Raw genomic sequence first — 13,306 nt, forward strand, 5'->3', positions numbered from 1 at the left:
TACGTGTTCCCGGGCGGTGGCATCGATGCGGCCGACGCGGCGGCCCACGCCCGGGCCAGCCGCCGCGCCAGCCAGAGCGACACGCACCTGACCCAGGCGATCGCCGCCATCCGCGAGAGCTTCGAGGAACTCGGCGTGCTGCTGGCCCGCCACGCCGACGGCCGCTGGGCCGGGGCCAACGACATCGCCGCACTGGACCGCCACGCCCCCTTGGCCGCCCAATGCGCCGCGCGCGGCCTGACCCTAGCCGCCGACCAGGTTTTCGTGCTGGCGCACTGGATCACCGACCGCGACCTGCCGCGCCGCTTCGACGTGCCCTTTCTGGTGGCGCGCATGCCCGCCGACCAGACCCCGGTGGCCGACGAGCGCGAGCAGTTCGAGCCGGTCTGGGTGCGCCCGGCCGACGCCCTGGCGCGCCACGCGGCCGGCGACTTTTACATCATCTTCCCCACCATCCGCACGCTGGAGCGGCTGCAAGGCTTTGCCACGGTGGACGCGGTGCTGCAGGCCTGCGCCGCCACCGAGCAGCCGCTGTGGACCAGCTGCCCGCGCGCCGGCTGGCTGGCCGGGCAAGAAGCCCGCTACATGGAGCAAGAGGCCCCGTTCGGCGAGCTGGCGCTGGTCTGCCCCGACGGCCAGATGGACCACCACCTCGACTGGCAGAGCGACCACCCGGTGGCGCTGCTGAAAAACGTCCAACGCCTGACCGCGCCCAACCCCGGCTTCATGACTGGCCCCGGCACCAACAGCTACCTGGTGGGCGACCCCAGCAGCGGCCACATCGCCATCGACCCCGGCCCGGCCGACGAGGCCCACCTGGAACGCCTGTGGCGTGCCGCCGGCGGCGACATCCGCCACATCGTCTGCACCCATTCGCACCCCGACCACTCACCCGGTGCCGCCCACCTGCAGGCCCTGTGCGTGCGCGGCGGCCGGCCGGCCCCGCCGATCCTGGGCCTGGCCAGCGCCGCCACCTCGCGCGCCGACAGCCGCTTCACGCCCGAGCGCGAACTGGCCGACGGCGAACGCCTGGTGCTGCGCAGCGCCGACGGCCAGACCACCCACACCCTGCGCGTGCTGCACACCCCCGGCCACGCCGCCAACCACCTGTGCCTGGTGCTGGAAGAAGACGGCCTGCTGTTCAGCGGCGACCACATCCTCAACGGCAGCACCACCGTCATCGACCCGCCCGACGGCAACATGGACGCCTACCTGCAATCGCTCGAAAAACTGCGCACCGCCTGCGAAACGGGTGGTATCGACTTCATCCTGCCCGCGCACGGTTACGTGCTGGGCAACGCACCGCAAGCCATTGCCCAACTCGCGCAGCATCGGCTCCAGCGCGAGGCCAAGATCGCCGCTGCCATGCGCGCCCGGCCCCACGGCAGCCCCGACGACTGGGTGGCCCAGGCCTACGACGACGTGCCCGAACGCCTGTGGCCGGTGGCCAAGCGCTCGCTGCTGGCGCACGTCGAACGCATCCAGAGCCTGGGGGGCTTCAATGTCTGACCCGAACCGCCGCGCCGAGGGCGATCGCCTGGCCAAGCGCGTGGCCGCGCTGCACGGCTGCTCGCGCGGCGACGCGGAGCGGCTGATCGAAGGCGGCTGGGTGACGGTGAATGGCACCGTGGCCGACGACCCGGCGCAGCGGGTGACCGACGAGGCCGTGGCGGTGGCCCCTGGCGCGACGGCAGCACCCCTGCAGGCCGTGACACTGGTGTGGCACAAGCCGGCCGGCGTGGCCTTGGCGCCGGACCAGCCCCTGACCGGCCTGCTGGCCCCGAACGACACGCTGCGCCCCTGGCACCTGAAGCATCTGCGCTGCGTCAGCCCCATGCCGGCGGCCAGCACCGGCCTGGCGGTGTTCGCCCAAAGCCCGGGCGTGCTGCGGGTGTTGCGCGAAGACGGCCCGCTGCTGGAACACGAATGGATGCTGGACCTGCCCGGCGCCGTGGGGCCGGACGTGCTGGCGCGGCTGGACCAGCGCAAAGCCGAGATGGCCTGGGGGCCGCGCACCCCCAGCCTGAAACTGAGCGTGGGCAGCCAGAGCCCCGAACGCACCCGCCTGCGCCTGGCGGTGAAAACCTACACCCCGCAGCGCCTGCCGAATTGGCTGCGCAGCGCCGGCCTGCAGGCCACGCTGCTGCACCGGCTGCGGCTGGGCCGGGTGGCCCTGGGCGCCCTGCCGGTGGGCGGCTGGCGCGTGCTGGGCGTGCACGAGCGTTTCTGAATAAAGTGTGAAGTCTGCCGATACGCCGGATTCTGTGCATTGGGCCGTTCTTGCGAACGGCCCAACGTGACCGCCATTCCTCTGGGCCATGGGTCGCCCCAATGGCTCGGTGCCACCTACCCGCCAGCTCGCCTTGCGGAACCACAAGGTCGAGAGAGGTCGCCCTTCTCCCGTGGCTGGCCTACTTGGTGTTGCTGCGCGCAGAGATTGCCCGTTTCACCCCCCAGGCTCCTGCCGCTCGCAAGCGGTTGGTCCCCGGGGACTCGTCTCTGTTGCTCTGATCCTCACCTCGCGGTGGAGAGCCGTTAGCTCCTGCGCTGTCCTGTGCAGTCCGGACGTTCCTCCAGTGCGGCCTTTCGGCGCTTGCACCAGCGGCGGTCTGGCAAACTTCACCCCCGCATTATCCCCCATGCGGCACCGGGCCGCTTGCCAGCGCGGCCGCCAGCGGCCATGATGCGAGCCAACGACCGACCCGTCAGGCTTGCATGCCGCCCTCGCCCGCCGCCGCCCGTCCCGCCCCTGTCTACGCAGGCAAGCACCGCTATTCCCTCAAGACCAGCCTGCTGGTGTTGGCGGCGCTGTGCGTGCTGCCGGCAGCCATTGTCAACGCGTGGCTGCTTTACAACCAGTTCGAGCTCAAGCGCAACCAGGCCGAACAAAGCACCCTGCTGCTGGCGCGCCAGGTCGTGGCCGACTTGGACAACGAGCTGTCGGCCATCGAGTCGGCGCTCAAGGTGCTGGCCACCGCGCCCGAACTGCTCACCGACGACCTGCCCGGCTTCCACCGCCGCGCCCGCGAAGCGCTGGTGGCGGGCACCGTGTACAACTACATCCTGACCGACCGGCTCGGGCGCCAGGTGCTCAACACCCTGGTGCCGCCCGGCCAGCCGCTGCCGGCCACCGGCACCCCGGCGCAGCTCGACCGGGTGTTCACCGACGGCACCACCGTGCTGACCGACCTGTTCGTCGGCCCGGTCACCCAGCGCCACGCGCTGGCCATGGGCGTGCCAGTGCGGCGCCAGGGCGAGGTGGTGTACAGCCTCAACATTGGCCTGGCGCCCGAGCGCCTCAACGCCCTGCTGGCGCGCCAGGCCCTGCCCGAGGGCTGGCTGATCGCCATCCTGGACGGCACCGGCACCATCGCCGGCCGTTCGCGCGAAGCGCAGCGTTTCGTCGGCGAGCCGGCGGTGCCATCCCTGCGCGCGGCGCTGGCGGCGGCCCCCGAAAGCCAGCTGCGCCTGCCCACCAAAGAGGGGCAGATGGCCTACACCGCAGTGAAGCGCTCGGCGCGCTGGGGCTGGGGCGTGGCGGTGGGGGTGCAGGAAGACACGCTGCACGCCGCCATCGGCCCGCTGGTGTGGCGGGTCGCCGGCATCACCGTGCTGGTGTTGGGCAGCGGCCTGCTGCTGGCCCTGGGGCTGGCTCGGCGGGTGCTGGCCACGGTGCACGACATCAACGCCGCGGCCAAGGCCCTGAGCACCGGCGAGGCGATGGCCATTCCCGAGGTGCAGTTCCGCGAGGCCGAGGCCGTGGGCGAGGCCCTGCGCCAAGCCGCCCAGGCCATGCGCCAGGTCACCTTCGCCGCCCAGCACGACCCGCTGACGCAACTGGCCAACCGCGCCATGTTCACCGAGATCGCCCAACGCCAGCTGGCCGCGAGCCAACGCAGCGGCCAGCCGCTGGCGCTGGTGGCGATCGACCTCGACCACTTCAAGGACGTGAACGACTCCCAGGGCCACGCGGTGGGCGACGCGGTGCTGGTGGAGGCCGGGCGCCGCATCGAACTGGCGGTGCGCCAGAGCGACACGGTAGCGCGGCTGGGCGGCGACGAGTTCATGGTGCTGCTGGGCGCCACCGACCCGGCGCACGCGCGGGCCACGGCCGAGCGCATCGTGGAGGCGCTGTCCCAGCCCTACCCGATGACGCCGTGCCCGGTGTCGGCCAGCGCAGGAGTGGCGCTGCACCCGGCCCACGGCGCCACGCTGCAGGCGCTGGTCGCGGCGGCCGACCGCGCCCTCTACCAGGCCAAGGCCCAGGGCCGGCACTGCGCCCGCATGGCCACAGCGGATTCCGTATCATCCACCCCCTCCGTTGCTTGATGACCACGAGCCCGCCATGATCCGCCTGTCCGAACTGAAGCTGCCCCTGTCCGCCCTGCCGGTGGAGGCGCGCCGCGCCGCCGATGCCCCCACCGAAACCGAGGCCGACCGCGCCCCCCCGCCCCACCCCGTGGCCGCGCTGCGCGCCCTGGCTGCGCAGGCCCTGGGCTTAGCCGACAGCGACCTCGCCGGGTTGCAGGTGTTCAAGCGCAGCTTCGACGCCCGCAAGGCCGAGCTGCTGGCGGTCTACATCGTCGATGTGACCCTGGCCGACCCCGCGCATGAAGCGGCGCTGCTGGCCCGGTTCGCCCAGCACCCCCACATCCAGCCCACGCCCGACATGGCCTGGCACGCGCCCGCCCACGCCCCGGCTGGCTGGCCGGCGGACGAAGCCGAGCGCCCAGTGGTGGTGGGCTTTGGCCCCTGCGGTATCTTCGCCGCGCTGGCGCTGGCGCAAATGGGGCTGAAGCCCATCGTGCTGGAACGCGGTCGCCCGGTGCGCCAGCGCACCAAGGATACCTGGGGCCTGTGGCGCAAGCAGGTGCTCACACCCGAGTCCAACGTGCAGTTCGGCGAGGGTGGCGCGGGGCTGTTTTCCGACGGCAAGCTCTACAGCCAGATCAAGGACCCGCGCTTTCTGGGCCGCAAGGTGATGCAGGAATTCGTGGCCGCCGGCGCCCCGCCCGAAATCCTCTACATGGCCCACCCGCACATCGGCACCTTCAAGCTGGTGAAGGTGGTGGAGGCGCTGCGCGACCAGATCACCGCGCTGGGCGGCGAAATCCGATTCCAGCAGCGCGTGACCGGGGTGCTGCTGGACGACACCCCGGGTGCCCCTACCCCCGAGGGCTGGGCCCCCAAACGCCTGCGCGGCCTGCGGGTGCAGGACCTGGCCACCGGCACCGAGCACGAGCTGCCCTGCCAGCAGGTGGTGCTGGCCCTGGGCCACAGTTCGCGCGACACCTTCGCCACGCTGCACGACGCCGGTGTCTACCTGGAACCCAAGCCGTTCTCCATCGGCGTGCGCATCGAACACCCGCAAAGTGTGATCGACCGCGCGCGCTGGGGCAAACACGCCGGCCACCCGCTGCTGGGCGCGGCCGACTACAAGCTGGTGCACCACGCGGCCAACGGGCGTGCGGTCTACAGCTTCTGCATGTGTCCGGGCGGCACGGTGGTGGCCGCCACCAGCGAGCCGGGCCGGGTCGTCACCAACGGCATGAGCCAGTATTCGCGCGCCGAGCGCAACGCCAACGCCGGCATGGTGGTCAACATCGACCCGCCCGACTACCCGCTGGATGCCCTGGCCTGGACCGCCGCCTTCGGCGACGCCGCCGGCCCGCGCTACGCCGCCCAAGCCCAGGCCCTGCACGCCCAGGGCCGCACCCACCCCCTGGCCGGCGTGGTCTACCAGCGCCAGCTGGAAAGCCGCGCCTTCGAAGTGGGCGGCCGCAACTACGAAGCCCCCGGTCAGCTGGTGGGCGACTTTTTGGCCGCCCGGCCATCGACGCAATTCGGCGGGGTGCAGCCCTCGTACAAACCCGGCGTGAAGCTGGGCGACCTGGCCCAGGTGCTGCCCGGCTACGCGGTGCAGGCCATGCGCGAGGCCCTGCCCGCCTTTGGTCGCAAGATCCGAGGCTACGACATGGCCGACGCGGTGATGACCGGGGTGGAAACCCGCACCTCGTCGCCGCTGCGCATCACCCGCGGCGACGATTACCAGAGCCTGAACGTGCGCGGCCTGTACCCGGCCGGCGAAGGCGCGGGTTACGCCGGCGGCATTTTGTCGGCGGGGGTGGACGGCCTGCGGGTGGCCGAGGCGGTGGCCTGCCATGCGCTCGGGCTGCAGGCCCCGCCACCAGACCGGGGCGCCAAAGCCGCCTTGAATTACGGCTGAACCCCAACCCAGCCAACCCACAAAAAAAGCCTGCGCAGCGGGATCGCTGGCAGGCTTGGTCCAGAAAGGCTGAAGCGTCAGCCTTGCTGCAAGGCCTGGATGCGCTCTTCGATCGGCGGGTGAGTGGAAAACAGCTTGCCCAGGCCACCGGCGATGCCCATGGCGGCCATGCTCTTGGGCAACTCGCCCGGATGCACGCCGCCCAGGCGGGCCAGGGCATTGATCATGGGCTGCTTGCGGCCCATCAGGGCGGCGGCACCGGCGTCGGCGCGGAACTCGCGCTGGCGGCTGAACCAGGCCACGATGATGGCGGCCAGGAAACCCAGCACGATGTCCATGACGATGGTGGTGACCATGTAGCCCAGGCCCGGCCCGGAGTTTTCGCTGTCGCCCTTGCGCAGGAAGCTGTCCACCGCGTAACCAATGACCCGACTCAGGAACACGACGAAGGTGTTCATCACGCCCTGGATCAGGGTCATGGTCACCATGTCGCCGTTGGCGATGTGGGCCACCTCGTGGCCGATCACGGCCTCCACCTCTTCGCGCGTCATGTTGCGCAGCAGACCGGTGGACACCGCCACCAGGGCCGAGTTCTTGAAGGCGCCGGTGGCGAAGGCGTTGGGGTCGCCCTCGAAAATGGCGACCTCGGGCATGCCGATGCCGGCCTTGTCGGCGAATTTCTGCACGGTCTGGACGATCCAGGCCTCGTCGGCGTTGCGCGGCTGGTCGATGACCTGTGCCCCGGTGCTGAACTTGGCCATGGGCTTGGAAATGAGCAGCGAGATGAAGGCGCCGCCGAAGCCAACGATGAGCGAGAAGCCGGCCAGCGCCGTCAGGTTCAGGCCGTTGGCGGTGAGGAAGCGGTCCACCCCCAGAATGCGGGTGGTGATCAACAACACAGCCATGACGGCCAGGTTGGTCAGAACCAGCAGGATGATGCGTTTCATGTCAGTGGTGACTCCAATGTGTAGACAGGCATCCGACCGCGGCGGGGTGCGGAGGTTCCCGCCCTGCGGTCGTTGCCAGTCATCATATAAGGCCGGTGGCCCGGCGTCTCAAGTGGGGCTTTGCGGGCGCGGGGGCCGGAACACGCCGGTGTCGGCGTAAAAGCCGGGGTCTTCGTTGGCGGGCCACCAGCCGGGGATGCCCAGCACGGGCAAAGGCGTGAAGGGCTTGGTGGCCAGCCAGTCGGGCGTGAGTTGCGCGGCCAGCCAAGCATCCCAGGGGTGAGGGCCCTGACCGGGGTCGGGCGCCAAGCCGGTCGGCACCGGCAGGCACAGCACATGAGCGGTGATGGACTTGTAGGGCACCACCAGCTTTTCGGTCAGGGCGTGGCCGAAGGTGACGGCCGTCGCCTGCGCCCAGAGCGGGCGCAGGGCGGCGAACAGGCGCGGCCAGTCGCGCACCCGCAAAGCCTGCCACAGCGGTTCGGGCGCCTGCAGCAGCAGGGCGTTTTCGTCGAACAGGGTGAGCGCGTCGCGCAACGGACCGCGCGTGGCCTGCACCCCCCCGGACTGGTCGATAGCCGCCGCCTGCAGCGCGTTCAAACGCCGCTTGGTCTGCGGAAAGCGCATCCAGCACAGGGCGTTGAACAGGTCGTGCAGGTTGTCGCGCGTGGGCACGCCACCGGTGGCAAAGATGTGGCTTTCGTAGGCCACGCCTTCGGGCAACTCCGACTGGGGGATGAAGCGGACCGGGGCACCGCCCAGCGCGTTGAGGGCCCGAGGCAAATCGGAAGGCACCGCCTCGGGCGCCACCCCGCGGCCTGGCCCACACCAGGGCCGCTGCCAAGGGGTGGTCCAGTCGATCACGCAGGCGTTCAGACCAGTTTCCAGGGCAGGGCCTCGCCCGCGCGCAGGGGCTTCAACTCGGCCTCGCCAAAGGCGAAGGACTCGGGCGGGGTCCAGCTCTCTTTGCGCAGGGTGATGGTGCCGCGGTTGCGCGGCAGGCCGTAAAAGTCGGCGCCGTAGAAGCTGGCAAAGCCTTCCAGTTTGTCGAGCGCACCGGCGGCGTCAAAGGCCTCGGCGTACATCTCCATGGCAGCGTGGGCGGTGTAGCAGCCGGCGCAGCCGGTGGCGTGTTCTTTCAGGTGGGCCGGGTGCGGCGCGCTGTCGGTGCCCAGGAAGAACTTCGGCGACCCGCTGGTGGCCGCCGCCACCAGGGCCTGGCGGTGGGTTTCGCGTTTGAGCACCGGCAGGCAGTAGTAGTGCGGGCGGATGCCGCCGGTGAAGATGGCGTTGCGGTTGTACAGCAGGTGGTGGGCGGTGATGGTGGCGCCCAGGTTCGCGTCGGCCTCGGCCACGTAAGCGGCCGCTTCTTTGGTGGTGATGTGCTCCATCACGATCTTCAGGCCGGGGAAGTCGCTGCGCAGGGGTTCGAGCTGCTGTTCGATGAACACCGCTTCGCGGTCGAACAGGTCGATGTCGGGGCTGGTGACTTCGCCGTGCACCAGCAGCAGCACGCCTTCGCGCTGCATGGCTTCCAGGGTTTTGTAGGTCTTGCGGATGTCGGTGACGCCGGCGTCGCTGTTGGTGGTGGCGCCGGCCGGGTACAGCTTGCAGGCCACCACGCCGGCCGCCTTGGCGCGGGCGATCTCGTCGGCCGGCAGGTTGTCGGTCAGGTACAGCGTCATCAGCGGCTCGAAGTCCACCCCGGCCGGCACCGCGGCCTGGATGCGGGCCTTGTAGGCCAGCGCCTGCTCGGCGGTGGTCACCGGCGGCTTCAGGTTGGGCATGACGATGGCGCGGCCAAACTGGGCGGCGGTGTGCGGCACCACGGTGCGCAGGGCGGCGCCGTCGCGCACGTGCAGGTGCCAGTCGTCGGGGCGGGTGAGGGTGATCTGTGTGCTCATGGCGGGGGATTTTCGCACCGTCGCCCGCGCAGCAGGTGGTGCACCGATCGGTCGGGATAATACCGGCCATGACCGAACACCCGACTTCCACAGTCTCCACGCCGCGCCGGCGGCTGGAAGACTGGCTCACCGTGGCCACGATGGCCGCGCTGGCGTTGATCACCTTCGCCAACGTGCTGGTGCGTTATTTCACCGACGCCTCCTTCGCCTGGACCGAGGAAATCTCCATCTTCCTGATGATCGTGCTGGCCCTGGTGGGCGGCTCGGCGGCGGTGCTGCGCGAGAGCCACATCCGCATCGAATTTTTCGCCGACGGCGGCAGCGAGCGCCGGCAACGGGCGCTGGCCCAGTTCGGCGCGCTGATGGTGGCGCTGCTGTTCATCGCCATCGCGGTGTTGAGCGTGCCGGTGGTGTGGGACCACTACCGCTACGAGGAAACCTCGCCCGGCATTGGGGTGCCGCAGTGGTGGTATTCCATCTGGCTGCCGGTGTTCAGCGCCCTGATCGCCGCGCGCGCCGTGCAGGTGCTGGTGCGCAAGGCCCGCCGCACGCCCGGGGGTGACGCATGATCGCCACCGTGTTGTTCGTGCTGTTCATCGGCACCATGCTGGCGGGGGTGCCGATCGGCGCCGCGCTGGGCCTGGCCGGCACCGCCGCCATCGCCCTGGCCAACGCCGACACGCCCTGGTTCGGCCTGCTGGCCGTGCCGCAGAACTTCTACGCCGGCCTGGGCAAGTACCCGCTGCTGGCGATCCCAATGTTCGTGCTGGTGGGTTCGATTTTCGACCGCTCCGGCGTGGCGCTGCGCCTGGTGAACCTGGCCATTGCCATCGTCGGCCGTGGGCCGGGCATGCTGCCGCTGGTGGCGATCGCCGTGGCCATGTTCCTGGGCGGCATTTCGGGCTCGGGACCAGCCACCGCCGCCGCGGTGGGCGGCGTGATGATCGCTGCCATGGCGCGCGCCGGCTACCCGGGGGCCTACTCGGCCGCGGTGGTGGGAGCGGCGGCGGCCACCGACATCCTGATCCCGCCCTCGGTGGCCTTCATCGTGTATTCGGTGATGGTGCCGGGCGCCTCGGTGCCGGCGCTGTTCGCCGCCGGCATGGTGCCCGGCATGCTGGCCGGCCTGGCACTGATCGTGCCCGCGGTGTGGCTGGCGCGGCGCCACCGCATGGGCGCGGAAGAAGCCCACCTGCCGCGACCGCCGTTCTGGCAAAGCCTGCGCGAGGCCAGTTGGGGCCTGGCCGCCCCGGTGCTGATTTTGGGCGGCATGCGCGCCGGCTGGTTCACCCCCACCGAAGCGGCCGTGGTGGCGGTGTTCTACGGCCTGTTCGTGGGCATGGTCGTGCACCGCACCATCCGCCTGCGCGACCTGTTCGAGATTTTCCGCGAATCGGGCGAGCTGTCGGCGGTGATCCTGCTGGTGGTGTCGCTGGCGGGCATCTTCGCGTTTTCGCTCTCGACCCTGGGCGTGATCGACCCCATCACCAACGCCATCGTGGCCTCGGGCCTGAGCGAAACCACGGTGCTGCTGCTGGTGCTGGGCCTGCTGGTCGTGGCCGGCATGTTCCTGGACGGCATTTCGATCTTCCTGATCTTCGTGCCGCTGCTGACGCCGCTGATGAACCACTTCCAGTGGGACCCGGTGTGGTTCGGCGTGCTGCTGACGCTGAACGTGGCGATCGGCCAGTTCACCCCGCCGATGGCGGTGAACCTCATGGTGTCGAGCCGCATCGCCGGCGTGCCGATGGAAGCCACCACCCGCTGGGTGGGCTGGCTGCTGGTGGCCATGGGCCTGTGCATGCTGCTGGTTATGATTTGGCCGCCGCTGGCCCTGTGGCTGCCGCAGTACCTGGGCTACTGATTTTCCCCCCATTCTTCGGAGACAAGACATGCAAAAACGCACCCTGCTGGCCGCCGCGCTGGCCACCGCCGCCGCCCTGAGCGCCCCCGCCGCCCTGGCACAGACCGCCTACAAGAGCGAGTACCGCCTGTCCATCGTGCTGGGCACCGCCTTCCCCTGGGGCAAGGGCGCCGAGCTGTGGGCCAACAAGGTGCGCGAGCGCACCCAGGGCCGCATCAACATCAAGCTCTACCCCGGTGTGTCGCTGATCCAGGGCGACCAGACGCGCGAATTCAGCGCCCTGCGCCAGGGCGTGATCGACCTGGCCGTGGGCTCGACCATCAACTGGTCGCCGCAGGTCAAACAACTCAACCTGTTCTCGCTGCCCTTCCTGATGCCCGACTACGCCGCCGCCGACGCCCTGACACAGGGCGAAGTCGGCAAGCGCCTGTTCCAGACCCTGGACAAGGCGGGCGTGGTGCCGCTGGCCTGGGGCGAGAACGGCTACCGCGAAATCTCCAACAGCAAAAAGCCGATCAAGAGCCCGGCCGACCTGAAAGGCATGAAGATCCGCGTGGTGGGCTCGCCCCTGTTCCTGGACACCTTCACCGCCCTGGGTGCCAACCCGACGCAGATGAGCTGGGCCGACGCCCAGCCCGCCATGGCCAGCGGCGCGGTGGACGGCCAGGAGAACCCGCTGTCGGTCTACACCGCCGCCAAGCTGTACAACGTGGCGCAAAAGCACATCACGCTGTGGGGCTACATGAACGACCCGCTGGTGTTCGTGGTGAACAAGGACATCTGGGCCAGCTGGACCCCGGCCGACCGCGAGATCGTCAAGCAGGCGGCCATCGAGGCCGGCAAGGAGCAGATCGCGATCGCCCGCAAAGGCGTGGTGGAAGCCGGCAAGCCGCTGCTGAAAGAGATCGCCGGCCACGGCGTGACGGTGACCGAGCTGACCCCGTCCGAGCGCGCCGAGTTCGTCAAAGCCACCCGCCCGGTGGTGGACAAGTGGAAAGGCCAGATCGGCGCCGACCTGGTGACCCTGGCCGAAAAGACCATCGCCGCGCGCAAACCCTGAGCCGACCCCAGGCGCCCTGGACGCCGCCTTCACACAGGCCTGCAGCTGCAGGCCTTTTGTATGGCCCAGAGGGGTCGGGCAATGCCGCACCGCAAGCACCTCAGACAGCGGCTCTGCTCAAGCGGTCAAGACCTCCACCTCGATGCGATCACGCCCTTGCTGCTTGGCGGTGTACAGGGCGGCGTCGCCGCGCCCGATGACGGCGTCCAGCGTGTCGCGCCCACCGCGGAAGGTGGCCACCCCGATGCTGGCGGTGACGCGCGGTTCGGCGGTGCCCTCACGCAAGCGCTGCCGGATGCGCTCGGCCACCTGCAGCGCCTGGGTCGGGCCGGTGTCGGGCAGGACCACCAGAAACTCCTCCCCGCCGTAGCGGCCCAGGGCGGCCGGGCGGCGCAGCACCGCCTCGACGCGGTGCACGAATTCGACCAGCACCCGGTCCCCGCCCTGGTGGCCGTAACGGTCGTTGATGTCCTTGAAATGGTCCAGGTCCAGCAGCAGGACCGAAAAGCTCGCGCCGGTGCGGGCGCAGCGCGCCATTTCGTCGGCCGCGTGGTCGAAGGCGGCGCGCCGGGTCAGGGCGCCGGTCAGGGTGTCGTGCTTGAGCAGGCGCTCCAGTTCGCCGCGCAGTCTTTCGGTGGCCAGCAGAATGGCCGAAATGCTGAGCAACAGGATGCCGAAGCTGTAGCTGGCCAGGTACACCGCCTGCATCGGGCTGTAACTGTAGATGCCCAGCGGCGGCGGCTCGAGCAGCGCGGTCACGGCCCGCAGCCCCATGACGCCGCACAGCACCACCAGCGTGAACAGGGTGAAGTGGGCGGCAAAGCTGCGCTGGCGGTGTTGCCAGAGCACGTGCAGTTGCGCGCCGAACATGAGCCCGACAAAACCACTGAGGAACGCCAGGCGGTGGACGTAATACGCCGCTTCGCCGCTGGTCGCGAGGATGAAGACCAGCGCGCCCAGGGCCACGGCCGCCAGCAGCCGGTGGTTGACCGGCCGCTGAAAATGCCGGTAGGTGCCACGCAGCTGCAGCACGGCGATCAGCACCACCAACAAGTTGGGCAAGGCCATGGACAGCAGGTGGTGCCAATGCCCTTGCGTGGTGTAGAGGGCCGCCGCGAAGATGGACAGGATGGGAAAAGTGGCCCAATCGTCCAGGCCCTGGATGGAGGGCGGGTAGCTTTTGCGGAGGAAAAATAGCACCAGGGCCATGAGCGCGCCCATCAGGCTGGCAATGGCCACAAAAGTCTGCAGGCTGGTGACGGGCAAAGGCAACTCCGGGGAACTGGGGGACGCTGGCATGACCAG

General features: G+C 69.9%; 11 protein-coding genes and 1 other RNA gene. 7 read left to right on the forward strand and 5 right to left on the reverse strand.

What is annotated here, in order from left to right:
* Nucleotides 1-1,509 (forward strand): MBL fold metallo-hydrolase (locus CON77_RS05290; RefSeq protein WP_101048097.1); only part of this gene is annotated, 1,509 nt, incomplete at its 5' end.
* Entirely contained in the window at nucleotides 1,502-2,230 is a 729-nt protein-coding gene (locus CON77_RS05295) for an RNA pseudouridine synthase (protein ID WP_101048098.1), read from the forward strand. The genes CON77_RS05290 and CON77_RS05295, both read left to right, overlap by 8 nt.
* A gap of 5 nt (nucleotides 2,231-2,235) precedes the next feature.
* On the opposite strand, the gene rnpB is transcribed toward CON77_RS05295, so the two are convergent.
* Nucleotides 2,236-2,621: RNase P RNA component class A (gene rnpB / locus CON77_RS05300), an RNA gene on the reverse strand.
* A 94-nt stretch (nucleotides 2,622-2,715) separates the two neighbouring features.
* Here rnpB and CON77_RS05305 point away from each other — a divergent pair.
* The gene (locus CON77_RS05305) at nucleotides 2,716-4,329 is read left to right on the forward strand and encodes a GGDEF domain-containing protein (RefSeq protein ID WP_101048099.1); all 1,614 of its coding nucleotides are present in this window, start codon (nucleotides 2,716-2,718) and stop codon (nucleotides 4,327-4,329) included.
* Nucleotides 4,330-4,345: 16 nt separating this feature from the next.
* Nucleotides 4,346-6,226 (forward strand): NAD(P)/FAD-dependent oxidoreductase, encoded by a 1,881-nt coding sequence (locus CON77_RS05310; RefSeq protein WP_101048100.1) that lies wholly within the window; start codon nucleotides 4,346-4,348, stop codon nucleotides 6,224-6,226.
* A 77-nt stretch (nucleotides 6,227-6,303) separates the two neighbouring features.
* On the opposite strand, the gene htpX is transcribed toward CON77_RS05310, so the two are convergent.
* From htpX to pyrC, 3 genes are all read right to left on the reverse strand, one after another.
* The gene (gene htpX, locus CON77_RS05315; protein ID WP_101048101.1) at nucleotides 6,304-7,173 is read right to left on the reverse strand and encodes a protease HtpX; all 870 of its coding nucleotides are present in this window, start codon (nucleotides 7,171-7,173) and stop codon (nucleotides 6,304-6,306) included.
* 108 nt (nucleotides 7,174-7,281) lie between these two features.
* Nucleotides 7,282-8,037 (reverse strand): DUF3025 domain-containing protein, encoded by a 756-nt coding sequence (locus CON77_RS05320; RefSeq protein WP_198552276.1) that lies wholly within the window; start codon nucleotides 8,035-8,037, stop codon nucleotides 7,282-7,284.
* Between the two features lie 8 nt (nucleotides 8,038-8,045).
* Nucleotides 8,046-9,077 carry a dihydroorotase gene (gene pyrC / locus CON77_RS05325; RefSeq protein ID WP_101048103.1) on the reverse strand — a complete coding sequence of 344 codons (1,032 nt, stop codon included), beginning with the start codon at nucleotides 9,075-9,077 and terminating at the stop codon, nucleotides 8,046-8,048.
* Between the two features lie 68 nt (nucleotides 9,078-9,145).
* Here pyrC and CON77_RS05330 point away from each other — a divergent pair, with 68 nt between their 5' ends.
* The 3 genes from CON77_RS05330 to CON77_RS05340 are packed head-to-tail and all read left to right on the forward strand — an operon-like array spanning nucleotide 9,146 to nucleotide 12,001.
* Nucleotides 9,146-9,646, forward strand: a complete 501-nt coding sequence (locus tag CON77_RS05330) for a TRAP transporter small permease (protein ID WP_101048104.1) — start codon at nucleotides 9,146-9,148, stop codon at nucleotides 9,644-9,646.
* Complete coding sequence (locus CON77_RS05335; RefSeq protein WP_101048105.1) at nucleotides 9,643-10,941, forward strand: TRAP transporter large permease; 1,299 nt, start codon at nucleotides 9,643-9,645, stop codon at nucleotides 10,939-10,941. The genes CON77_RS05330 and CON77_RS05335 overlap by 4 nt, the downstream gene beginning before the upstream one ends.
* Before the next feature lie 28 nt (nucleotides 10,942-10,969).
* Nucleotides 10,970-12,001, forward strand: a complete 1,032-nt coding sequence (locus CON77_RS05340) for a DctP family TRAP transporter solute-binding subunit (RefSeq protein ID WP_101048106.1) — start codon at nucleotides 10,970-10,972, stop codon at nucleotides 11,999-12,001.
* A 117-nt stretch (nucleotides 12,002-12,118) separates the two neighbouring features.
* Here the strand turns inward: CON77_RS05340 and CON77_RS05345 are convergent, their stop codons facing one another.
* Nucleotides 12,119-13,300 (reverse strand): GGDEF domain-containing protein, encoded by a 1,182-nt coding sequence (locus CON77_RS05345; protein WP_101048107.1) that lies wholly within the window; start codon nucleotides 13,298-13,300, stop codon nucleotides 12,119-12,121.
* Nucleotides 13,301-13,306: the final 6 nt, after the last annotated feature.

It is taken from the genome of Macromonas nakdongensis (assembly GCF_002837145.1).
GTDB classification, from domain to species: domain Bacteria; phylum Pseudomonadota; class Gammaproteobacteria; order Burkholderiales; family Burkholderiaceae_C; genus Macromonas_B; species Macromonas_B nakdongensis.